The sequence below is a fragment of the Halomonas sp. BC2 genome (genome assembly GCF_002078115.1).
GTDB classification, from domain to species: Bacteria; Pseudomonadota; Gammaproteobacteria; order Pseudomonadales; family Halomonadaceae; genus Vreelandella; species Vreelandella stevensii.
Genome location: NZ_LFGT01000002.1, coordinates 117914 through 141713, shown reverse-complemented (window position 1 = coordinate 141713; position 23800 = coordinate 117914). Strand labels below are relative to the sequence as shown.

The following is a 23800-nucleotide window of genomic DNA, read 5'->3' as shown; positions in this document are numbered from 1 at the left end:
AATGCGATTGACCCACGCTTCTCATCCCGCCCTTCCAGTGAGGGTTACCCAGACGACTCAGCCAACGGGGAGCGCATTATACGTGCTCCCCCCTCAGCCTCAAGTCAATCGCCGAAGGCTTCACCGTAACTATCCGGCGCCAGATCTTCGAAGCGCGTGTATTTGCCTATGAAGGCCATGTGTACCGTTCCAATGGGGCCATTACGCTGCTTACCAATGATCAGCTCGGCCAGGCCCTGGTTATCCGGGTTATCGCGGTTATACACTTCGTCGCGATACACGAAGGCAATGACGTCTGCATCCTGCTCGATCGCGCCCGAGTTATGGCTCACGATGCCATCCGCTAGCCAGCACGCGTCACCGGGGACGGTCAAATCGAAGACCTCTTCTTCACCGCAAGGGCGTATCTCGACGACTTGGTCCCAAAAGAGATCGCTGGAGGCAATCTGTGCCAAAGCCACATCGCCCAGCGCATCTGCATAGCTGCCAAGGGTTTCCCGGGAAGGAGCAAAGCTAAAATGGGACGAGCCGCCATAAGATGTGCCACGCATTGCAGCCATTTTCCGGTGACTCACGCCTTTAGCAAGCATGGCCTGTTTGACATGCTCGAACACCTCCTGGGGCAAGGTATCGATATTGGTGTTCGCCACGACGGATGCCGCTTTCAGCGGTGCTAACGACGCCACCTGATGCCCAAAAGCCCCAATATTCTGTGCAAAGCGCTGCTGTTGATCGCTTCCCGACACGTCGGCGGTATACCAACCACTCCCCTCTCCTGACACGACATGGCGGATTCGGGTCACAATACCGAAACGTAGCAGCAGAGCACTGACATCATCGATAAGCCGACGGCTAACCGTAGAAAAATAGACGCGTGTGCGCCCATTTTTATCTGTCGTAATGCTGCCGTCGGTGGCCCACAAATGACGCATGAACAGCGCGAGCTGCTGATTGGACAGCCTGAAGATGTCACCTGGAATATATTTTTCTGCAGAGCGCTGCCCAAAGATACCCAGCGATTTCAACCAGGCACCCACTCCCTGGGCGTGCCAGCGATTGCCATTGCCAGCAATGACGAGTTGATGCCAGTTGCCGCGTCCCGCATGGCGAGTCACCGTCGAGCCAAACTGCTCTGCGCAGCGCTTCACAACGTCGCTATTCGCTTCACTAGCGGTGGTATAGCGCAGCGGCTGCCCTTTGACATAGCTGCCGTCACCCAGCAAATGGGCCAGCAGGATAAGCGCATGCTCCTCCCACACGACCGGATGCTCAGGCTGCGCTAACTGTCTGGCCAAGGCGATGCGATCCCCCACCTTGAGCTCGGCCACCGTTTTCCAATCCCATAGCGCTTTCAATCGATGCCTGGCTGTTGCACGTATACGCCGTCCACTAGCCAAACAAACCTCGAATACTGGCTTGGTGCCCACTGACCACACCAAATCCGTCGTCGAGCGGCGCAGCTTGCCATCTTCACCCAGCGATATGACGTCCGGCGTTTGCCCGACCAGATCACCAATCGGCAAGCGCTCTCCGGTTGCCAGCATCACCCGCGTGTCTCCCGTGACACATTCACGCAAATCCGACATGACCGGGCGCTTGTTGGGACGCTGCTCCAGCGAGCGGTTCAGCTGGGAAAGCGCCACCACCGGGCATTGGAACTCCTTGGCCAGGCCTTTCAGCGAACGCGAAATTTCCGAGATCTCGCCCGTGCGGTTTTCGTTAAAGCCAGGAATCTGCATCAGCTGCAGATAGTCGATCATGATCAGGGCAATATTGCCGTGCTCACGCACCACCCGGCGTAGCCGTGAGCGCATCTCATTGGGTGACAGGGCCGCCGTGTCATCGATGAACAGCTGCTTGTCTTTCAGCAGGTTCACCGCCGAGGTCAGCCGCGGCCAATCTTCATCTTCCAACTGGCCCGAACGCACGCGGGTCTGATCGATACGCCCCAATGACGAGAGCACACGCAGCATCAGCGATTCGGCGGGCATCTCCATGGAGAACACCATCACCGGCTTGTCGCTGGAAATGACCGCATGCTCGACCAGGTTCATGGCGAAGGTAGTTTTACCCATCGAGGGGCGTCCGGCAATGATGACCAAATCGGAAGGCTGCAGGCCCGAAGTCATCTCATCCAGATCCCGGAAGCCGGTGGAAAGGCCGGTCATTTCCCCTTTCAGGTTGAACAGCTCATCGATTCGATCCACGGCCTTGGTGAGCAGGTCACTCATGCCAATGGGGCCACCGGTCTTGGGCCGCTCTTCGGCAATCTGGAACACCAGCCGCTCGGCCTCGTTGAGCAGCTCGTCGGCGGGCCTGCCCTGAGGCGAAAAAGCCCCTTCGGCAATCTGGTTGGCCGCCCGGATGAGCTTACGCAGCGTGGCACGCTCACGGACGATATCGGCGTAGGCGCGTATGTTGCTGGCCGAAGGCGTGTTGCGCGCCAGCTCGGCCAGGAAACTCAGCCCGCCCACCGTATCCAGCTGGTCACGGGCTTCCAGCGCTTCGGAAAGGGTCACGACGTCCAGCGGCTGGCCCGACTCGGCCAGATGCGTCATCACATTGAACACCAGCCGGTGTTCATAGCGGTAAAAATCGTCAGCCACCAGACGCTCGGAGACGTTGTCCCACGCCTGGTTGTCCAGCATGAGCCCGCCTAACACCGACTGCTCCGCTTCCAATGAATGCGGTGGCAGTTTTAACGCTGCCGTTTCCTGATCAGCAGAAGGCTGGTCCTGCATTGCGAGCTCCTTAACAATTACCCGATAGCCAACGGCGCTTATCTTAGCCGTGCGGCTCGGATAACACCACTGGCCCCACGCAAAGGGAAGGCTTTATAAGCCTGCTGTGTCGCCCCTTGCCAAAAGAGCCCCAGGGCCTAAAAAGACAAAGTACCTAAAAAGACAAAGGGCGCGGGAGAACCCGCGCCCTTTGAGGCGTCAGCGTTGGCGAGTATGATTACTCGGCGACAACAACCACGCGTACAACGGCGTCCACTTCTGCATGCAGGTGGAGGTCGATGTCGTATTCGCCAGTTTGACGAATCGGGCCTTGCGGCATGCGTACTTCGCTCTTGGCGACGTCGATTCCCGCAGAGGAGATCGCGTCGGCCAGGTCACGAGGACCGATAGAGCCGAACAGCTTGCCTTCGTCGCCTGCCTTGGACACCAACGACAGCTCGATGTCGTTGAGTTGCTCGGCACGCGCCTGGGCTTCTGCCTTACGCTCAGCGGCTTGCGCTTCGAGTTCGGCACGCTGCGCTTCGAACGCTTCGATGTTGTCCTTGGTGGCCGGTACGGCTAAGCCGTAAGGCACCAGGTAGTTACGACCATAACCAGGCTTGACAGTGACCTTGTCACCCAGGCCGCCCAGCTTACCAATCTTGTCGAGCAGAATGACTTCCATCTCGTAAACCTCTTGTCAGTTGCTGCGGGCAAGGCGTGCGCGAACGTTCGCAAATGTATCGATCAGCCCCAACAGCAGCACAATGAGAATCGTGGGCCAGGTCGTGATCAGCAGCACATAAAATGCCACCAGCCACAGCCCGTTCATCCCCTTTATTCCAATAAAACCATGCACCAACGCAATACCGGCAATCAGCAGCGGAACCCAGCAGAGCATCGCCAGCGCCTGCGCACCAAGCGCCATGCCTGCCACTCCCAACACCACCAGAACGGCAAGCTCACGGGGGCTCAGGCGCAACGCATGAAACTCTTCGCGAAAGCCACCGGGGTTATACAGCCCGGCTTGCCAGCTGCGGGCCAGCGCCAGACAGATAATGGCGGCCAGCAGCACGACCAGCCCCGTGACACCACCGATGACCATGGCAGCCAAGGCCGTCGTGTCGACGCCCTGGTTGGCAAACTCGGTGAGCATACGGTCGATCTCGGTAGAGCTCTCCCGCAGCTGCTCCAGCATGAGCTGGGTGCCCCCCGGCGGGCTGAAGATGCCCAGCTGAACCATGACGGCGGCAGCCAATGTGCCCACGATCAAGGCTTCGCTCCAGCGCATCCGCTCGCGCAGGATGACGGACATCAGCGTGACCAGCAGAACGCTGGCCAGTGGTATCACGTCACCTTGTGCCCACCAGAAACCGGCAGGCAGAGCAGCGGCGATGATGACCGGCAGCGCAGGGGCAAAACCCTTGCGCAAGGTCACCAGTGCGGCAATGGCGGCGCCCAGCCAAAACAGCCAGGGCACCAGCGATGCCAAGGCCGCCCCGCCTACGGCATAGGGCGTTCCGCGCATCAGCCATCTTGCCAGTGCCAGCATCACGTTAAACGCTTACTGGTGGCTATCGGAGTAGGGCAGCAGTGCCAGGTAGCGTGAACGCTTGATAGCGGTCGCCAGCTGACGCTGATAGCGTGCTTTGGTGCCGGTGATACGGCTCGGAACGATCTTGCCGGTTTCCGTGATGTAAGCCTTCAGCGTGTCGAGATCTTTGTAGTCGATCTGCTTGACGCCTTCAGCAGTGAAGCGGCAAAACTTGCGGCGACGGAAAAAACGTGCCATGGACTAGCTCCTTAAAACGTGCAGTGGATAGAATCAGGCAGTTTCTTCAGCTTCAGCGCGCGGCTTTTCTTCGCGACGCGGACGCTTTTCTTCTGCCGGCTTCATCATCGGAGAAGCTTCGGTAACGGCTTCCTTGCAGCGCACAACCAGGCTGCGGATGATGGCGTCGTTGAAGCGGAAGATGTTCTCGATTTCTTCGAGAGTCTCGCCGGTGCACTCAACGTTCATCAGCACGTAGTGGGCTTTGTGGATCTTGTTGATCGGGTAAGCCAAGTGACGACGGCCCCAATCTTCCAGACGATGCACGGTACCGCCGCTTTCGGTGACGATGCTGGTGTAGCGCTCGACCATTGCCGGTACTTGCTCGCTCTGATCCGGGTGGACCATGAACACGATTTCATAATGACGCATGGAATCTCCTTGCGGTTTGGCAGCTTCCTGAGTGTGCCGAAGCATATGCTCTGACAGCGACTGGGAAGCAAGGAGTTGACTGAAATGCCCTTGACAAGCCACGCATGGCTGAAAAGAACATCAAGCAGATAAAACCAGTGTCGTAGTGGGGTTACCAATACGAACGCCCGCTTATGTATAAACGGGCGCAAGCATTCTAGTGGGACGGAGGCTAACTTGCAAGCTGCCGCTGACGCACTGCTTCAAACAGACAGATTCCGGCAGCCACCGAGACATTCAGGCTGGACACCTGCCCCGCCATGGGCAGCTTGGCCAGATGATCGCACGCTTCCCGCGTCAACCGGCGCAACCCCTTGCCTTCGGCTCCCATCACCAGCGCGGTCGGGCCGGTGAAGTCGATATCGAACACGCTGGCCTGTGCTTCACCGGCGGTTCCGGTGATCCACACGCCCTCTTCCTTGAGCCTGGCCAGCGTGCGCGCCAGGTTGGTGACCTGATAGACCGGCACCACCTCTGCGGCACCACAGGCGACTTTTCTGACCGTGGCGTTGAGCGGCGCCGCCTTGTCCTTGGCCACGATCACTCCATGGGCACCCGAGGCATCGGCACTGCGCAGGCACGCGCCAAAGTTATGCACATCGGTGACGCCATCCAGCACCAGCAGCAAGGGGGGCGTATCCGATGGCCAGGCGCGGAGCTTGAGCCACAAGGACTCCTCTCCTTCTGCCGTCAAGGGTGCACAGAAGGCAACCACCCCCTGATGCGCCGCCCCCTGGGTCAACTGATCGAGCACGTCACGCGGCTGCTCCTTGACCGCCGCACCGCTGGCTCGGGCATCGGCCACCAGCGTTTGCAAACGCTGGCCTGGGCCCTGCTGCACCCACAGCTCCTTGGGCGACTCGCCCCGTGCCAGCAGGCTCTCTAGTGCATGCACACCATAGACGTGATCCAGCCCATCGGGCGTACGGACAGAAGTGCGAGTAGCCGGGCGTGGGCCACGTCGAGACGACGCCGATTTCATGCTCAACCCTTTTTCGAAGATGGTTTACGCGACCCGCTGCGCGTACGGCGCGGGCCACGACGGGCGGGCTGCTCACCGGCAGCCGCCTTTGCTCCTGCTCCAGCACCTTTTTCACCAGAGCTTTCACTACGACGCTTGCGCGGCTGACGCTGCGGGCGCGGCTTGTCATCGGCAAGACCAAAGTCGATCTTGCGATCATCCATGTCCACCCGCGCCACTTGCACGGTCAGGCCATCGCCCAGGCGATAGGTGGTGCCGGTGCGCTCACCCTTGAGACGATGCTTCTCGGCTTCGTAGTGGTAGTAGTCGGAAGGCAGTGACGTGACGTGCACCAGCCCTTCCACAAAGAAGTCATCGAGACGCACGAAGAGCCCGAACTGGGTCACCGAGGCGATGGTGCCCTCAAAGGTTTCGCCCAGCTTGTCCGACATGAATTCGCACTTGAGCCAGCTCTCCACGTCACGGGTGGCTTCATCGGCCCGCCGCTCGGTCATGGAGCAGTGTTCGCCCAGCTCCAGCATCTGCTCGAAGGTGTAGGGGCACCACTTGCTCGGCGGATCCACCGGCGCACCCTCTACCCGCACCACGGTGGCGGTCTGACGCGGCCCGCGAATCACCGAGCGAATGGCCCGATGCACCAGCAGGTCAGGATAGCGCCGAATGGGCGACGTGAAATGGGCATAGGCCTGGTAAGCAAGACCGAAGTGCCCCTCGTTCTGCGGCGAATAGACCGCCTGATTCATCGAGCGCAGCATCACGGTCTGGATGATGTCGGCATCCGGGCGGTCGGCAATCGCTTCCCGCAGTGCCTGGTAATCCTGAGGCGTCGGCTCGTCGCCGCCGCCCACCGAAAGCCCCAGCTCACTCAGGAACAGGCGCAGCTTGTCGAGCCGCTCAGGCGTTGGACGCTCGTGGATACGATACAGCGCCGGCAGGTCGTGCTTGTCAAGGAAACGCGCCGTCGCCACGTTGGCGGCCAGCATGCACTCCTCGATCAGCTTGTGGGCATCGTTACGGCTACGCGGCACGATCTTCTCGATCTTGCGCTCTTCATTGAAGATGATCGCCGTTTCCGTGGTATCGAAGTCGATTGCCCCACGCTCTTCCCGAGCAGCGCGCAGCAGGCCGTACAGCTCATGCAGGTTCTTGAGCGGCTTGACCAGCTCGGCGTGCTCCCGACGCAGCGCCTCCCCTTCTTCACTATCGCCGTCCAGCATGGCCGCCACCTTGTTATAGGTGAGTCGGGCATGGGAATTCATCACGGCTTCATAGAAGGAGTAGCGGCTGATGGCACCGGTCCTGGAAATGTTCATTTCGCACACCATCACCAGCCGGTCGACGTGCGGATTCAATGAACAAAGACCGTTGGAAAGCAGCTCGGGCAGCATCGGCACCACTTGCCCCGGGAAGTAGACCGAGTTGCCGCGGGTGCGCGCTTCGTCATCCAGCGCGGTACCAGGGCGCACGTAGTGAGAAACATCGGCAATCGCGACGACCAGCTTCCAGCTACCGGACTTGGTCTTCCAGGCACACACCGCATCGTCGAAATCCTTGGCGGACTCGTCGTCGATGGTCACCAGCGGCAAATCGCGCAGATCGACGCGGTGCTGCTTGTCGGCTTCCAGCACTTCAGCGGAGATTTCGCTGATCTGGTCCTGCACCTCCGGCGGGAACTCGGCAGGAATGTCGTAGCTGCGGATGGCGATATCGATCTCCATGCCGGGGTCCATACGCTCCCCCAACACTTCGATCACTTCACCCACCGGCTGAACCCGAGTGGCGGGCTGCTGGACGATCCTGGCAGAGATCACCTGACCATCCTTGGCACCACCACTAACGGTGTGCGGGATGATCACTTCCTGGGTAATCCGCGGGTTTTCGGGAATGAGAATCCCGAATTCCGGCGTATTGCTGCGGTATACGCCCACCATGGTCTCGGTATTGCGGGCAATCACTTCGGCAATCGTGGCTTCCTCTCGACCGCGACGGTCTCGCCCACTGACGCGTACCAGCACATGGTCTCCGTGGAAGACGCGACGCATCTGACGGGGCGGCAGCAGCAGGTCCGGCTTCTTGCCGTCATCACGCAGCACGAAGCCAAACCCATCCCGATGGCCCAGCACCTTGCCCTTGATCAGGTCGAGCTTGTCGATCAGTGCATAGGCGCCTCGGCGGTCGCGCAGCACCTGGCCGTCGCGCTCCATGGCCGCCATACGCCGACGCACCGCTTCCAGATGGTCTTCGTCTTCGATGCCCAACATGCGGCTCATGTTTTCATGGGTGATCGGCTTGCCATAGCTTTCCAGGGCAGCCAACAGGTATTCACGGCTGGGAGCCGGGTTATCGTAATTCTTCGCCTCGCGCTCGGCGTGCGGATCATCACTCAACGTCCAGTACTTCATGCGATCAACATCCTTGATAACGGTTGCGGGAGGCGAACAAAAAGCGCGGGCAGCGTGCACTGCGGGCGAAAGGCATGTGCGCCTCGAAGGGCGTCGTGTTCAACTAACGATGAGTTGAAATAAGTCATGTTTTGTTTGGTCATGGGCGCAGTATAGCGCCGCCCGTTCAATCACCCAACCACTTGGCGCTGCAAACCCGGGTTTTTTACATTAAAAAAATCACCCAGGGGCTTGCATTTAGCCACAGCCTCGGTATCATACGCGCCACTTGCCCAGATGGCGGAATTGGTAGACGCGCTAGCTTCAGGTGCTAGTGACCGTATGGTCGTGGAGGTTCAAGTCCTCTTCTGGGCACCAACTGTTTCATGTTACCCCCTTTCATGAATCAGCACGGTGCAGCAGCAAGCAAAGCAGTGAAAGAAAGGCAGTACGTTCGTGTTCGCCCAGGTGGCGGAATTGGTAGACGCGCTAGCTTCAGGTGCTAGTGACCGTATGGTCGTGGAGGTTCAAGTCCTCTCCTGGGCACCATGCGAACACCGACGTAATAGCTGAATATATTGTGAAAGCAGTACAGCAGTGAAAGAGTCGATACGCCCAGGTGGCGGAATTGGTAGACGCGCTAGCTTCAGGTGCTAGTGACCGTACGGTCGTGGAGGTTCAAGTCCTCTCCTGGGCACCATCGATGCCCCCGTATCGCTCTTGCTTTCGTATTATCCCATCTAATGTGTTTCTATCTGTTTGCTGTCCCTCATCAGTCGCTCTCTTTTGGCAAACCCTCATCTGTATGCTTCTATTCTCTGATACCCTTTTGCTCTGATACTTTTTCTTCCCCACTATTTTTCTTCTGCCTGCCTTCTCTTCTGCCTGTTTATCTCATACGCATCGAGCCAATGCCGTTCAAGCATTGCCGTGTCTGCGCTCAAGCGGCAGGCCAGGGCAACGCCTTGGCCTGCCAGCATGCAGCGTACCGTACTACTGGAACCGGCCTGGGCGACGAGACACCTCCTCCAGCGCCCACCCCTGGGTACGCAGCTCACCTTCCAGCACGGCTTCAAGCTGGGGTGAGAGGTTCGGGAAGAAGTTCAGCCCCGTGCGGGCTTCGATCTCATCGATGGTCACCAGGTAGTCGCTCAGCGGCTCATTACCCTGCACGTCCTGGGGCATGATGAACGCCAGCGCCAGGGGCGTCTCATCGTGGGGCGCCACGATGATCTTGTAAAAGGCTTCGGGTACTTCCACCCAGCCCACGCGATTGAAGACGTTATCCATGAAACGTTCGGGGTAAACCGGCCCGGTAATCACCTGCAAGCGATCGAAACGTGGGGCAAAGTGATCCATGACGGAGGCTTCGAGCCGCTGCCAGAGCTGGCGATTCAGATTCGGCCGCTGGGGAAGCATGTTGCTCATCAAGAACGTGTCCACCTGCGCGCTGCGCCCATGCACGGCAGCAATGGCGTAGTTGGGCGCCAGATGTCCTCTGTCGTAGCCACTACCGGAATAGCTATCGGTACTCACCGGCCACAGCATGCGCCAGTCTGGCTGGAAATTGGGCCTGGGGCCAATACGCACATCCTCAGGCACGGCCTCTATCTGGTAGCTGACCCACAAGGCCCCCACCCGTACATCCGACCACCCCACTAAAAAGCCATCGTTACGCAGTACACGGTGCAGGCTGGTAGGGTGCAATGTTTCCCAGGTGGGTACGCCCATCCAGGTATAAGCCTGCTGGTGCTGGCGCCCCTGATACTCCCACAAGCCCGTACCGACCAGCACGAACAGCACGGCAATGCCCAGGCGTCGCCCTTGACGACGCCAGCGCAAAAGTGATTTAGCCAACGGAGGACTCCCCTGCTATCTTTCAAGACGCCTTATCAGAGGGTGTTTTCAAACTACTGCGCTTGGCCATGCGGCGTTGAAATCAATCTCAAAATGCTCATTTACAGCCCGTAAACTCCGCTTTTTCGGCTGATTTCGCCTTGCCTGGCCGTCGCTCGTGACATTTGTAAACACCTTATCAGCGGCGTTTCATCATTCGCTTCATTGGCTTTGCAAAGCCGGGGCGTTACCAACCAACGGAAAACATGGTTTCCAGGTCATGGCGTGAGTGGACCTGCATGGCGTTCAGCGTCTCGGTATCGCTGATGCCTTCCACGGCATTCAACCGCTCGGTCACCAGCTCGGCCAGGCTTTCGAAATCGCGGGTGCGCGCAATGGCCACCAGATCGTAACGGCCGCAGGTGGAGTACACCTCACTGATGCCTTCCACATCGGCCAGGCGTTCGGCCACGGCCTTGATCTGGCCTTTTTCGGTATTGATCAGGATGACTGCGCTTTGCATGGCGTCCTCGCAAATGAGTGGCGGTAAGATGAATACTGCACGACGCAGCGAGTATAGCAGCCTGCCCGGCGGGGCCAAGCCTTGCCGACCAGCGTGGTCAATTGTCGCGCTTTTCATAAGGTTATTCGCACTAATTTTACGCTTGCGCTAGCATGTACTAGAGATCTCCAGCAGCGTTTCGCTGTCGGAGTTTTATAGAGGTGGCCCACCACCCGATCACCGTAGCACACCGTCAAACCGTGGCGATAAGGAGACACCATGGCTAATCAGAGCCGTCGTAAGTTCATGCGTAACAGCGTGCTGGGGCTTGCTGCCCTGCCGTTTGGTGCGGGTATCCTGTCGAAAACTGCTTTTGCTCAGGAGCTGCCCCGTCTGGACCCGTCCTCACCGACGGCCCAGGCACTGAACTACGTTGAAAATGCCAGCGACGCCAGCGACCACCCGGCTTTCGAAGAGGGTGAACTGTGCTCCAACTGCATGTTTTTCGTGGAAGGCACCGAAGGCTGCCAGCTGTTCCCGGAAAGCAGTGTCGAGCCGGACGGCTGGTGCCAGTCCTGGACCGCACAAGGCTAATGCCCTGGACCCCGCGCTCGCCGCGGGGTCACTGTTTTCAGGGATGGCTTTCCTTGTTTTCTTCTTCTACTGGCCACTGGTAGCGGCGAGTCACCCGCCCTTCGTCCAGCGACACCAGGTGCACCGGAAACCCCCACAGCTGCTGAAGGTGACGAATCACCGGATACACGCTTCTGGCCAGCGGACGACGATGGTCCTGAACGTGATGCAGTGTCAGGGAACGATCCCCCCGAATGTCGGCCTCCACCACTTGAATATTGGGCTCGCGTACCGATAGCGCATACTGGGTCGATAGCGCTTCGCGCACCCGCCGATACCCCCGTTCGTCATGAATCGCCGCCACTTCCAACATTTCCGACTGGTCGTCGTCGACGATCATGAACAGCTTCAGGTCACGCATCACCTTGGGTGATAGAAACTGCTGAATGAACGACTCGTCCTTGAAGTTACGCATGGCGAACTCCAGCGTGGCTCGCCAGGGGCTGCCGGCAATGTCCGGAAACCATTCGCGATCTTCGGCAGTGGGGTCTTCGCAGATACGCTTGATATCCATGAACATCGCAAAGCCCAGCGCGTAGGGGTTCAGGCCGCTGTAGTAAGGGCTATCGAACCCAGGCTGATTGATGACCGCCGCGTGGGACTGCAGAAACTCCAGCATCAGCCCTTCGTCCACCTTGCCCTCGTCATAGAGCCGATTCATCAGGGTGTAGTGCCAGAAGCACGCCCAGCCCTCATTCATTACCTGGGTTTGCCGCTGAGGGTAGAAGTACTGCGCCAGCTTGCGCACGATGCGCACGATCTCCCGCTGCCAAGGGGCCAACAGTGGCGCGTTCTTCTCGATGAAGTAGAGCAGGTTCTCCTGGGGCTCCGAGGGGTAGCGCCCGCCACTGTGCAGTCCTAACGGGTCATCGTCGCTGTGCAGCGCCCCGGGTAGCGGCACAGCACCCGTCGGCGGCTCGGGAATGGTACGCCAGAGCATGTTGACCTGGGTTTGCAGGTAGGCCTCTCGCTCCTCCTGGCGCCTGGCCTCCTCCTCGGCCGACATGGGCGAAGGCCGCTTGTAACGGTCGACCCCGTAGTTCTGCAGGGCGTGGCAGGCATCCAGCAGTTGCTCCACGGCGTGGGAACCGTGGCGCTCTTCGCACTGGGCGATGTACTTGCGGGCAAATACCAGATAATCGACGATGGACTCGGCATCGGTCCAGGTACGAAACAGGTAGTTGCCCTTGAAGAAGGAGTTATGGCCGTAGCAGGCGTGGGCAATCACCAGCACCTGCATCATCAACGTGTTCTCCTCCATCAGGTAAGCGATACAGGGGTTGGAGTTGATCACCAACTCGTAGGCCAGGCCCATCTGGCCCCGCTTGTAGGCCTGTTCCACGGCCAGAAACTGCTTGCCAAACGACCAGTGGTGATAGCCCACCGGCATCCCCACGCTGGCGTAGGCATCCATCATCTGCTCGGTGGTGATCACTTCTATCTGATTGGGATAGGTATCCAGCCGATACTCGTCAGCCAGCCGCGCCAGCGCTTCGTCAAAGCGCTCCAGAATCCCGAAGTTCCAGTCGGAACCCGTCGCGATGGGGTTGCGGTCGACACTCATGGCCCACTCCTTAACGCGCGCTAGCGCTCCTGGCTCAAGCGGCGCTTGAACAACTCACGGAAGACGGGATAGATATCCCCGGTATTGACGATCTGGCGCATGGCAAAACGCTCGGGAAACTGGGCAGCCACGGTTTCATACTCATGCCACAGCGACTGATGATCATGGGGAGTGATCTCCACGTAGGCGTAATACTGCAGCTGCGGCATCAGCTGCTTGACCAGCAAGTCGCGGCAGATATTGGAGTCATCGTCCCAGTTGTCGCCGTCGGAGGCCTGGGCCACGTATAGATTCCACTGGCCTGCCGGGTAGCGCTTTTCGATGATCCTATTTACCAGCGTCAGCGCGCTGGAGACGATGGTTCCGCCGGTTTCGCGGGAGTAGAAGAACTCCTCCTCGTTGACCTCCCGAGCGGCAGTATGGTGGCGCACGAACACCAGCTCGACCTTTTCGTAGTGCTTCTCCAGAAACAGGTAGAGCAGCAGGAAAAACCGCTTGGCGATATCCTTGTGGTTCTGGGTCATCGAGCCGGAAACGTCCATCACGCAAAACATCACCGCCTGGCTCGAGGGTTGTGGCTGGGCGGCGAGTTGGTGATAGCGCAGGTCGTAGGTATCGATGAACGGAATCGCCTCGATGCGCTTCTCCAGCCGCTCCACCTCGGCCTTGAGCTCCGCCACCCGGGCCGGGTTGCGCAGCACGGGGTCCTTGCGCTCTTCCGCCGCCAGCGCCTCTTCGGCCTCTTTCAAGGCCCGTTTGATGGGGGCGCGCATGGCAATGCGGCGGGCGTAGGCTTCGCGCATGGAGCGGGTAATGCTGATGCGCGAAGGCACGCCGTCACGGGCCAGCCCGGCCCGCACCATCTTGATCTCTTCCAGCGACTTCAAAGGCTTGCGCTGCAAGTGTGGCAGCTCCAGACCGTCGAAGACGAATTCCAGAAACTCCTCGCGGCTGAGGGTGAAGGCAAACTCGTCGTTGCCCTCCCCCTGGTTGGCCGCCCCGCCTTCTCCCGCGCCGCCACCGCCGCCGCCCTGCCCACCGGGGCGACGAATCTTGTCCCCCTGCAGAAACTCCTTGTTGCCGGGAGAAACGATGGTGCGGGCGCCGCCGCTGCCGTGCTGGAACACCGGCTCGGAGATGTCTCTGGCGGGAATCGAGATTTTCTCGCCGCGCTCCATGTCGGTGATGGAGCGACGGTTCACGGCTTCCTCGACCGAACGCTTGATGTGCTTGCGGTAACGCTCCAGAAAGCGCTGCCGATTGACCGCACTCTTGTGCTTGGCGTTAGGTCTGCGATCAATGAAGTAGGTCATTCGACCTCCTTGATACCTCAGGCGGGAGCGCTGAACATCCGCGCCCGCCCATCGTGAGGGTCACCCCCGTAACCGGCTGGCTACTGGGACTTGCGAACGCGCAGATACCACTCGGAAAGCAAACGCACCTGCTTTTCGGTATAGCCGCGGTCCACCATGCGCGCCACGAAATCCTCGTGTTTCTTCTGATCGGACCTGGATGCCTTGGCGTTGAACGAGATGACCGGCAAAAGCTCCTCGGTATTGGCAAACATCTTGTGCTCGATGACGCCCTTGAGCTTCTCGTAGGACTGCCAGCTGGGGTTCATGCCGTTGTTCTGCGCCCGCGCCCGCAGCACGAAGTTGACCACTTCATGACGGAAGTCCTTGGGATTGGAGATCCCGGCCGGTTTTTCGATCTTCTCCAGCTCTTCGTTCAGCGACTGGCGGTTCAACAGCTCGCCGGTTTCAGGGTCGCGGTACTCCTGATCCTGAATCCAGAAGTCGGCATAGGTCACATAGCGGTCGAAAATGTTCTGACCATACTCGCTGTAGGACTCCAGGTACGCGGTCTGAATCTCCTTGCCGATGAAATCCACGTAGCGCGGGGCCAGAAACTCCTTGATGAAGCCCAGGTAGCGCTCGAATACTTCCGACGGCAGCTGCTCCCGCTCCAGCGCCTGCTCCAGCACGTACAGCAGATGGACCGGGTTGGCTGCCACTTCCTGGCTGTCGAAGTTGAACACCCGCGAAAGGATCTTGAAGGCAAAGCGGGTCGACAGCCCCTGCATGCCTTCATCGACGCCTGCTGCGTCGCGGTACTCCTGAATGGACTTGGCGCGGGGGTCGGTATCCTTGAGGTTGTCGCCGTCATAGACCCGCATCTTGGAGTAGATACTGGAGTTTTCGGGCACTTTCAGCCGGGACAGCACGGAGAACTGGGCCAGCATGCGCAGCGTATCCGGGGCGCAAGGCGCGGCGTTCAGGGACGAGTCTTCGAGCAGTTTCTGGTAGATCTTGATCTCTTCGGAGACGCGCAGGCAGTAAGGCACCTTGACGATGTATACACGGTCGAGGAACGCCTCGTTATTGCGGTTGTTGCGGAAGGCCTGCCATTCGGATTCGTTGGAGTGGGCCAGAATGACGCCATCGAAGGGGATCGCGCCCATGCCTTCGGTGGGGTTGTAGTTCCCCTCCTGGGTGGCGGTCAGCAACGGATGCAGCACCTTGATGGGTGCCTTGAACATCTCCACAAACTCCATCAGGCCCTGGTTGGCGCGGCACAGCCCGCCCGAGAAGCTGTAGGCATCCGGATCGTCCTGAGAGTAGAGCTCCAACTGGCGGATATCCACCTTGCCCACCAGCGAGGAGATATCCTGGTTGTTCTCGTCACCGGGCTCGGTCTTGGAGATGGCGATCTGGTTCAAGCGCGAGGGATAGAGCCGCACCACGCGGAATTGGGAGATATCCCCACCGTACTCCTTCAAGCGCTTGGCGGCCCAGGGTGACATGACGCTGCGCAAATAGCGGCTGGCAATACCGTACTCCTGCTCCAGCAGCTTGCCGTCCTCTTCCGGTGAAAACAGCCCCAGCGGGGATTCGTACACCGGCGAGCCCTTGATAGCGTAAAACGGGATACGCTCCATGAGCAGCTTCAAACGCTCGGCCAGCGACGATTTACCGCCGCCCACCGGCCCCAGCAGGTAGAGAATCTGCTTGCGCTCTTCCAGGCCCTGGGCCGCGTGGCGGAAGTAGGCCACGATCTGCTCAATGGCCTCTTCCATGCCATGAAATTCGGCAAACGCAGGGTAACGGCGAATCACCTTGTTGGAAAAGATACGTGACAGACGCGGGTCTTTCGCCGTGTCGATCACCTCAGGCTCGCCTATGGCTTCCAGCATGCGCTCGGCGGCGCTGGCATACACCTTGGGATCACGGCGGCACAGCGCCAGATACTCCTCCAGGCTCATGTCCTCTTGCTGAACGCGGGCAAAACGGTCTTGAACGTGATCAAAGATGCTCATGGAACTCTCCTGTGGCCCATCCCCGGCAGCCATCACCTGACCCAAATTCCCAGGCCGCCTGCCGTGCGAAGTGTCGCTCTATCAGCGTAGTCAGCATTAGCAAAATGTGATGACGAAACCTTCAACGCAGCGCAATTTTCCGCGTCTTATATGGCTATGAGCGAAGGCGAGGCAAAATAGTTGCGTTGAAAACACCGGGCTGACAAGAATCCTCTCCAACAACGCAACGCGCCGCCTGAGCAGGCGGCGCGACGACCACGAACGAGCCTTGCTGGCGGCTTACTCCAGCACGGATTTGACGTCGGCCAGTAGCTGGTCCAGCAGCTCGATGGTGGTGTTCCAGGCGCACACGAAGCGTGCGCCGCCCGCACCAATGAAGGTATAAAAGGTCCATCCGCGCGCTTTCAACGCTTCGATGGCTTGCGGAGGCAATTCAACGAAAACGCTGTTGGCTTCGGTGGGGAACATCAGCGAGACGCCAGGCAGCGCCTGCAACCCTTCCGACAGATAGCGGGCCATGGCGTTGGCATGCTCGGCATTGGTCAACCAGGCGCCGCTTTCCAGCAGGCCCAGCCAGGGCGCCGAGACATAGCGCATCTTGGAGGCGAGCTGGCCCGCCTGCTTGCAGCGGTAGGAGAAATCCTCGGCCAGTTCCCGGTTGAAAAACAGGATGGCTTCGCCAAACGCCAGGCCGTTCTTGGTGCCCGAAAAGCACAGCGCATCCACCCCAACCTGCCAGGTCAGCTCGGCCGGTGACGCCTTCAGGCTGGCGCAGGCATTGGCAAAGCGTGCGCCATCCATGTGCAGGCGCAGGTCGTGCTTGTCGGCCATGGCGCGAATCGCCAACAGCTCTTCACGGGAGTAGACCGTACCCACTTCGGTGGCCTGGGTCAGCGACACGACCTTGGGTTTGGGGTAGTGGATATCGCTACGCTTGGTGACCAGCGCCTCGATCCCTTGGGGGGTCAGCTTGCCATTGGCACCCGGGGAGGTGAGCAGCTTGGCCCCGTTGGAGAAGAACTCCGGACCGCCACACTCGTCGGTTTCGATGTGGGCCAACTCATGACAAATCACGCTGTGGTAGCTGCGCCCCATCGCGGAAAGCGCCAGTGAATTGGCAGCGGTGCCGTTGAACACGAAGAACACATCGCAATCGTAGTCGAACATCTCACGAAAGCGGTCGGCGGCACGGGCAGTCCAGCGGTCGTTGCCGTAGGCCAGGTCATCGGCCTGATTGGCTTCCAGCAGGTACTGCATCGCTTCCGGGCAAATACCCGAGGTGTTGTCACTGGCTAAAAATCGTGGGGTACACTCCGAGGGCATGACGATTATCCTTTTTCTCTGGCGGTCGTGCAGCGCAGGCCGGGTGCCACCTGCGCCTTAATTCCCTAACAGGGCTTAGTCGTTAGGGTTGACCTTCAGTCTATCGTCATTTGAGCGTTAACGTCACGCGCTCAATGCCGCTACATCGTGGCAGCCAGACGGGTGCCCTGGTCAATCGCCCGCTTGGCATCCAGCTCGGCCGCTTCGTCTGCGCCACCAATCACATGCACGCGTTTGCCCGCCTGCTCCAGAGGCGCCAGCAGGTCACGCACCGACTCCTGACCCGCGCACACTACGATGGTGTCCACCGCCAGCACCTGCGCCTCTTCACCCTGACGAACATGCAGCCCGGCATCGTCGATTTTCAGGTACTCGCAGCCGGTCAGGGTGCGCACCCCACGCTGTTTGAGCGACGCGCGATGTACCCAGCCCGAGGTCTTGCCCAGATTTTTACCCGGTTTGGAGCTTTTGCGCTGCAACATCACGATGCTGCGTGGCGAGACGGGCGGTGTGGGGGCTTTCAGCCCGCCTGGCTCACTCACCGTGAGGTCCACGCCCCACTCTTCGCACCAGGCCGCCAGATCCAGGGTCGGGTGGCCATGATGCGCCAGCAGTTCCGATACATCGAAGCCAATGCCTCCGGCACCAATCACGGCCACCCGGCGGCCCACGCGCTCGGGCTGCTCGATGGCTTCGGCGTAACTCAACACGCTGGGATGGTCGGCGCCGGGCAGGGTCAGCTCGCGGGGCGTCACGCCGGTGGCCAGCACCACGTCGTCGAAGGCAGCCAGCGCCTCCAGCGTGGCCTCGGTATTCAAGCGCACCTCCACGCCGTGCTTCTCAAGCATGACGCGGAAGTAGCGCAGCGTTTCGTTGAACTCTTCCTTGCCCGGAATCTTGCGCGCAAAGTTGAACTGCCCGCCAAGCTCGCTGCGCCGTTCGAACAGCACCACCCGATGACCTCGGCGGGCGGCTTCCACGGCGGTGGCAAGCCCGGCAGGCCCACCGCCGACCACGGCCACTCGCTTGGGAGACTCGGCAGCCACCAAAGGCAGTTCGGTTTCGTGGCATGCACGCGGATTGACCAGGCAAGAGGTCAGCTTGCCCATGAAAGTATGGTCGAGGCACGCCTGATTACAGGCGATACAGGTATTGATCTCTTCGGCCTTGTCGGCCTCGGCCTTCTGCACCCATTCAGGGTCTGCCAGGAAAGGCCGCGCCATGGAGACCATGTCCGCGTGCCCTGACGCCAGCAGACGCTCGGCCACATCGGGCATATTGATGCGGTTGGTGGTGATCAGCGGGATCGACAGCGCGCTGCGAATCCGTTTGGTCACCTCGCTGAAGGCTGCGCGAGGCACGCTGGTGACGATGGTGGGCACCCGCGCTTCGTGCCAGCCAATGCCGGTATTGATCAGGTTGGCGCCCGCCGCTTCGATGGCCTGGCCAAGCTGCACGACCTCTTCCCAAGTGCTGCCCTCCTCCACCAGGTCGATCATCGACAGCCGGAAGATGATCAGGAAGCGGTTGCCCACGGCTTCACGAACGCGTCTGACGATCTCCACCGCAAAGCGTATACGCCCTGCGAAGTCACCGCCCCACTCATCGTCCCGGTGGTTGGTGCGGCGACAAATGAACTGATTGATCAGGTACCCCTCGGAGCCCATCACTTCGACCCCATCGTAGCCCGCCTGCTGGGCCAGCGTGGCACAGCGCACGTAGTCGGCAATTTGCTGCTCGACCTCGTCGCTGGTCAGCGCACGGGGCACGAACGGATTGATGGGTGCCTGCAACGCCGAAGGCGCCACCAGCTCAGGGGAGTAAGCGTAGCGACCGGCGTGCAGAATCTGCATGCACAGATGTCCGCCCGCCTGGTGAACGGCATCTACCACCTGGCGGTGCTCTTCGAGCTGGCTGGCTTCGGTGAGCGCATGTGCCCCCTGGAACACCGCACCCTCGGCATTCGGCGCAATGCCGCCAGTGACGATCAAGCTGACCCCCGCCCGCGCCCGCTCGGCATAGAACGCCGCCAAACGTGCAAAGCCGTTGGGGGCCTCTTCCAGGTTGGTGTGCATGGAGCCCATCAGCACCCGGTTGGGCAGCGTCAGGTGGCCCACGGTCAAGGGGCGAAAAAGGTGCGGATAAGCGTGCATCACGGCGCTCCTTTGGAGTTGTTAGAACGACAAGCCTCTCATATTCAAACAAGCGTATGACATAGTTCCTTCGGCGTACAGCCTTTTACCGCCGTTGCCCCCTTGCTCATCATGGAAAAGAAGGTCACATTAACCGACTAACGATAAGGGATTGTCTTAAGGGAATGCGCTATGCCATTGATCTACTTCTTGCCCCCACTGGCCACCGTGCTGATCTGGTCGGGGAACATGACCATCAACCAGTTGACGGTCGGCGCCATCGCGCCCAGCAGCATCGCCTTCTTACGCTGGCTGCTGGCGTTGGCGGTCATGACCCCTTTCGTGCTGCCTGCGGTATTGCGTCACCGCGACGAGATTCGCCGCAACTGGCTGAAGCTGGCGCTGCTTGGGCTGCTGGGCATGGGCCTGTGGCAGGGGCTTGCCTACGTGGCAGCCGAAACCACCACCGCCACCAACATGGGCATTCTGGCGGCCATGGTACCCCTGCTGACGGTGCTGCTCAGCGCGCTGATTCTGCGTGAGCCCCCCACGCTGGGCGGCGTGGCGGGCGGCGTGCTGGCCTTCATTGGCGTGACGGTTCTGCTGGGGCGTGGCAACCCGCTGTCGTTGCTGCAACTGCAGGTGGCCCAGGGCGACGCGCTGATGGTGGTGGCAGCCACCTGCTATGCGCTGTATGGCGTTATGCTGAAACGCTGGGCCATGAACCTTCCGCCCTGGGTGATGCTTTACGCCCAGGTCTGTTTTGCCGTGCTGTTCCTGCTGCCCGCGTACCTGATGGGCCCCATGACCCCAGTGGATAGCAGCAACGTCTGGCTGATTCTCTACGCAGGCATTCCGGCCTCGGTGATCACTACCTTCCTATGGATGCGGGCCGTCCGTCAGATCGGGGCCAACCAGTCGAGTATTTTCATCAACCTGATGCCCTTGTTCAGCGCCCTGATTGCCATGGCGTTTTTGGGTGAGCGGGTAGCGGGCTTCCACTTCATTGGCGGGCTGCTGATCCTGGCAGGCGTGATCATGGCGCAGACCTTGACCCGCCCCTTGGTCAGCCGCGTGGCGGCCAGTAAAACGAGCAGCGCCCAGCAATGATACAATAGGCTAACTTCATTCGCTGAATGGGAACCCCTGACCTATGTCCCTGGAAGAACTGCACCTTAATCTGCGTAACCTGAGTAGCGACGATTACGAGCAACTGAAGTCGCTGATGGACGCGGTGTATCATGATATTGGTGGCGTCTGGCCCGAGCACACCATTGCCAAGCTGATCCAGGAGTTTCCTGACGGTCAGATTGCCATCGAAGACGACGGCGTGCTGGTGGGCGTGGCCTTGACGGTACAAGTGGATTACGACGAGTTCTCCAACCCGCACAAGTACGACGACCTGATCGGCCACCGGGAAATCATTCTCAACAACCCCGACGGCGACGCCATGTACGGGCTGGATGTCCTGATCCACCCCGACTACCGTGGCTACCGCCTGGGCCGCCGCTTGTACGAAGCGCGCAAGGAGCTGTGCCGCTCCCACAACCTGCGCGCCATCCTGGCCGGCGGGCGCATTCCCGAGTATCACCAGCATGCAGGCGAGCTGACCCCGGCCCAGTACATTGACAAGGTCTCTCGCAAGGAGATCTACGACCCGATCCTCTCCTTCCAGTTGGCCAACGACTTTCAGGTCAAGCGCCTGCTGCGCAAATACCTGCCGGAAGACGAGCAGTCGCGTGGCTACGCCACGCTGCTGGAGTGGAACAACATCCTCTTCGAACCCGCCGACAGCGTGCTGGATACCCGCCCGACGCAGGTTCGAGTGGGCGCAGTGCAGTGGCAAATGCGTGAGTTTGCCTCGGTGGAAGCAGCGCTTCAGCAGATCGAGTATTTCGTCGATGCGCTCTCGGATTACCAAAGTGATTTTGCCGTTTTCCCGGAGCTGTTCACCACGCCGCTGATGGGCCTGCAGGATCGCGCCGCGCAGAAAGACCAGACCGCTGCCATCCGCTTTTTGGCGGGCTTCACCGACCGTTTCAAGAGCGAGCTGTCGCGGATGGCGGTGTCCTACAACATCAATATCGTCGGCGGTTCGATGATCGAGGTGGGCGAGGACGACCGTCTTTATAACGTGGCTTACCTGTTCCATCGGGACGGCGAGGTGGAGAAACAGTCGAAGCTGCATATCACCCCACAGGAGCGGCGCGACTGGGTGATCGAAGGCGGCGACGATCTGCAGGTGTTCGATACCGATGCAGGCCGTGTCGGCATCCTGATCTGCTACGACGTGGAATTCCCGGAGCTGGGCCGCCTGCTGGCCGACCAGGACATGGACATTCTGTTCGTGCCGTTCTGGGTCGACACCAAAAATGGCTACCTGCGTGTGCGCCACTGCGCTCAGGCACGAGCTATCGAGAACGAGTGCTACGTGGTCATCTGCGGAAGCGTAGGCAACCTGCCGTCCATCGAGAACCTGGATATCCAGTATGCCCAGTCGGCGGTGTTCACCCCCTCCGACTTTGCCTTCCCCCATGACGCGGTGCTGGCCGAAACCACGCCCAATACCGAGATGATCATCTTCTCGGACCTGGATTTGACCCGCCTGACCGTAGTGCGTGCAGAAGGCTCGGTGACCAACCTCAAGGACCGTCGCAAGGATCTCTTCGACCTGCGCTGGCGGGACTGGTCGCTGAAGTCCGGCGCCAAACGGGAAGAGTAAGCCCCCGGCCGCCGTGATGGCTTTTTATTGAGCATCCTGCTTAGCGTCGCGCCTGGCATGAGATGCCAAAACGGCTGCGCTAATCCGGCCATACCAGATGGGCGGGCACCCTGCCCCTGGCATCGAACACCACGCCCTCGTCACGCAACTTCTGGTGCTGGCGCGCCGCGCCGCCATGGTCGGCCAGCGTCAGCGATGCCGCAATCACGCGGTGCCAGGGCACCTGGTGCCCCTCGGGCAAGTGTCGCATGGCAGACCCCACCATGCGCGGCGTGGCCCCTTCGGTCATGCTGGCCACGCGCCCATAAGTGGTCACCCGTCCCGCCGGGATCTGATCGACGATGGTATAGATCTGTTCCAACAGCTCGGGACGCGGCATGGCTACCTCGAATGCGGGATCTCCAAGGTGAGATGGCTTACAGGCCATCCACCAGTTGATTAATGGCCTGGAAGGCTTCTTTCAGTGCGCTATCACGCTGGGCGTCGCCCATGTTGAGGCCTTCCGCAAACACCACGTCCACATCGCTGATGCCCATCAGGCCCAGCATGGTTTTCAGGTGCGGGGTCTGGCTATCGAACTCGGTGCCAGCGTATTGACCACCCCGGGCCGCGAGGATGATGGCGCGCTTACCTTCCAGCAGCCCCTGCGGGCCATTTTCAGTATAGCGGAACGTTTCACCAGCGCGCAGCACGCGGTCGAACCACGCCTTCAGCTGCGAAGGAATCCCGAGGTTGTACATCGGCACCGCCAGCACCAGTACGTCGTGGGAACGCAGCTCGGCCAGCAGTTCATCGGAGCGGGCCGCCAGTGCTTGTTGGGCGTCGCTGCGCTCGTCAGCCGGGGTTTGCCATGCGCCCAGCTCTTCGATGTCCAGGTGGGGCAGCGCATTGGCCACCACGTCGCGGTGGCTGACCTCCACGCCGCCACGGGCAGCGGCCTGCTGCTGAAAATGGTTCGCCAGCGCATTGGACTGGCCGTTTTCACCCAGAACGGAAGACGTGACTAACAGAGTACGGGTTGCCATCGTAAGATTCCTTGCCAAGGATTAAAGAGATGGCGCTATTCTAAGGCGCTTTCCAATAAGCAAAAGCGCAACGTTTTCCGCCGTTCATTCGACAAAATCGAATCGTGCTCCATAAAAAAAGGTTCTACGCAGACTCGCGTGAATCAATTGGCCTCCCACAAGGTGATTCAGGCAAGGTGCTTGCTCAGGTTGTGGGAGGGAGCTTCAGCTCGCGATGATTCCGGCACCCAGCTTGATAGGGGTGCCTGCCCAGACAGTCGCCCAATGAAATTGGCCTCCCACAGGCTGGCCTGGAGGCACTCAGTGCTGCGGGAGGGAGCTTCAGCCCGCGATGATTCCAGCACTCAGCTTGATAGGGGTGCCTGCTCAGACAGTCGCCCAATGAAATTGGCCTCCCACAGGCTGGCCTGGGGGCACTCACT

The 23800-nt window shown here is 60.1% G+C and carries 19 protein-coding genes and 3 tRNA genes; 6 read left to right on the top strand and 16 right to left on the bottom strand.

Features of this window, described 5'->3' with window-relative positions:
• Positions 1-104 precede the first annotated feature (104 nt).
• The 7 genes from B7L71_RS01190 to rnr form a co-directional block, all read right to left on the bottom strand.
• Positions 105-2759 (bottom strand): replicative DNA helicase, encoded by a 2655-nt coding sequence (locus B7L71_RS01190; protein ID WP_269799689.1) that lies wholly within the window; start codon positions 2757-2759, stop codon positions 105-107.
• A gap of 199 nt (positions 2760-2958) precedes the next feature.
• A complete protein-coding gene (gene rplI, locus B7L71_RS01185) occupies positions 2959-3405 on the bottom strand; it encodes a 50S ribosomal protein L9 (protein ID WP_016916556.1) in 447 nt (148 codons plus the stop codon).
• Positions 3406-3420: 15 nt separating this feature from the next.
• Positions 3421-4272, bottom strand: a complete 852-nt coding sequence (locus B7L71_RS01180) for a hypothetical protein (RefSeq protein WP_081135335.1) — start codon at positions 4270-4272, stop codon at positions 3421-3423.
• A gap of 12 nt (positions 4273-4284) precedes the next feature.
• The gene (gene rpsR / locus B7L71_RS01175) at positions 4285-4512 is read right to left on the bottom strand and encodes a 30S ribosomal protein S18 (RefSeq protein ID WP_009097135.1); all 228 of its coding nucleotides are present in this window, start codon (positions 4510-4512) and stop codon (positions 4285-4287) included.
• A gap of 33 nt (positions 4513-4545) precedes the next feature.
• Positions 4546-4923 carry a 30S ribosomal protein S6 gene (rpsF, locus tag B7L71_RS01170; protein WP_016916554.1) on the bottom strand — a complete coding sequence of 126 codons (378 nt, stop codon included), beginning with the start codon at positions 4921-4923 and terminating at the stop codon, positions 4546-4548.
• A gap of 211 nt (positions 4924-5134) precedes the next feature.
• A complete protein-coding gene (gene rlmB, locus B7L71_RS01165; RefSeq protein ID WP_081135333.1) occupies positions 5135-5944 on the bottom strand; it encodes a 23S rRNA (guanosine(2251)-2'-O)-methyltransferase RlmB in 810 nt (269 codons plus the stop codon).
• Between the two features lie 2 nt (positions 5945-5946).
• Entirely contained in the window at positions 5947-8346 is a 2400-nt protein-coding gene (rnr, locus tag B7L71_RS01160; protein WP_081135330.1) for a ribonuclease R, read from the bottom strand.
• 270 nt (positions 8347-8616) lie between these two features.
• On the opposite strand from rnr, the gene B7L71_RS01155 reads away from it, so the two are divergent.
• From B7L71_RS01155 to B7L71_RS01145, 3 genes are all read left to right on the top strand, one after another.
• Positions 8617-8703: transfer RNA gene (locus B7L71_RS01155), tRNA-Leu, on the top strand.
• 84 nt (positions 8704-8787) lie between these two features.
• A tRNA-Leu gene (locus tag B7L71_RS01150) sits at positions 8788-8874 on the top strand.
• Positions 8875-8938: 64 nt separating this feature from the next.
• Positions 8939-9025 (top strand) — tRNA-Leu (locus tag B7L71_RS01145).
• Positions 9026-9318: 293 nt separating this feature from the next.
• On the opposite strand, the gene B7L71_RS01140 is transcribed toward B7L71_RS01145, so the two are convergent.
• Positions 9319-10182, bottom strand: a complete 864-nt coding sequence (locus B7L71_RS01140) for a DNA/RNA non-specific endonuclease (protein ID WP_249273144.1) — start codon at positions 10180-10182, stop codon at positions 9319-9321.
• 226 nt (positions 10183-10408) lie between these two features.
• The gene (locus B7L71_RS01135; RefSeq protein ID WP_026002022.1) at positions 10409-10684 is read right to left on the bottom strand and encodes an Lrp/AsnC family transcriptional regulator; all 276 of its coding nucleotides are present in this window, start codon (positions 10682-10684) and stop codon (positions 10409-10411) included.
• 258 nt (positions 10685-10942) lie between these two features.
• Between B7L71_RS01135 and B7L71_RS01130 the strand changes: the two genes are divergently transcribed.
• Entirely contained in the window at positions 10943-11257 is a 315-nt protein-coding gene (locus B7L71_RS01130; protein ID WP_016916549.1) for a high-potential iron-sulfur protein, read from the top strand.
• 37 nt (positions 11258-11294) lie between these two features.
• Here B7L71_RS01130 and B7L71_RS01125 read toward each other — a convergent pair whose 3' ends face one another.
• The 5 genes from B7L71_RS01125 to B7L71_RS01105 all read right to left on the bottom strand — a co-directional run bounded on the left by B7L71_RS01125 (position 11295) and on the right by B7L71_RS01105 (position 19652).
• The gene (locus B7L71_RS01125) at positions 11295-12860 is read right to left on the bottom strand and encodes a SpoVR family protein (RefSeq protein ID WP_016916548.1); all 1566 of its coding nucleotides are present in this window, start codon (positions 12858-12860) and stop codon (positions 11295-11297) included.
• A gap of 20 nt (positions 12861-12880) precedes the next feature.
• Positions 12881-14173, bottom strand: a complete 1293-nt coding sequence (locus B7L71_RS01120) for a YeaH/YhbH family protein (protein WP_081135325.1) — start codon at positions 14171-14173, stop codon at positions 12881-12883.
• An 80-nt stretch (positions 14174-14253) separates the two neighbouring features.
• Positions 14254-16176: a PrkA family serine protein kinase gene (locus B7L71_RS01115; protein WP_039181971.1), complete on the bottom strand. Its 1923-nt coding sequence runs from the start codon at positions 16174-16176 to the stop codon at positions 14254-14256.
• A 279-nt stretch (positions 16177-16455) separates the two neighbouring features.
• A complete protein-coding gene (locus tag B7L71_RS01110) occupies positions 16456-17499 on the bottom strand; it encodes a threonine aldolase family protein (protein WP_016916545.1) in 1044 nt (347 codons plus the stop codon).
• A gap of 140 nt (positions 17500-17639) precedes the next feature.
• Entirely contained in the window at positions 17640-19652 is a 2013-nt protein-coding gene (locus B7L71_RS01105; protein WP_081135323.1) for an NADPH-dependent 2,4-dienoyl-CoA reductase, read from the bottom strand.
• Positions 19653-19823: 171 nt separating this feature from the next.
• On the opposite strand from B7L71_RS01105, the gene B7L71_RS01100 reads away from it, so the two are divergent.
• Together B7L71_RS01100 and B7L71_RS01095 are read left to right on the top strand one after the other, a co-directional pair.
• Entirely contained in the window at positions 19824-20741 is a 918-nt protein-coding gene (locus B7L71_RS01100) for a DMT family transporter (RefSeq protein WP_081135321.1), read from the top strand.
• Positions 20742-20784: 43 nt separating this feature from the next.
• Positions 20785-22353 carry a bifunctional GNAT family N-acetyltransferase/carbon-nitrogen hydrolase family protein gene (locus B7L71_RS01095; RefSeq protein ID WP_081135318.1) on the top strand — a complete coding sequence of 523 codons (1569 nt, stop codon included), beginning with the start codon at positions 20785-20787 and terminating at the stop codon, positions 22351-22353.
• 79 nt (positions 22354-22432) lie between these two features.
• On the opposite strand, the gene B7L71_RS01090 is transcribed toward B7L71_RS01095, so the two are convergent.
• Positions 22433-22732: an MGMT family protein gene (locus B7L71_RS01090; RefSeq protein ID WP_081135316.1), complete on the bottom strand. Its 300-nt coding sequence runs from the start codon at positions 22730-22732 to the stop codon at positions 22433-22435.
• Between the two features lie 37 nt (positions 22733-22769).
• Positions 22770-23378: an FMN-dependent NADH-azoreductase gene (locus tag B7L71_RS01085; protein WP_016916541.1), complete on the bottom strand. Its 609-nt coding sequence runs from the start codon at positions 23376-23378 to the stop codon at positions 22770-22772.
• Between the last annotated feature and the right edge of the window lie 422 nt (positions 23379-23800).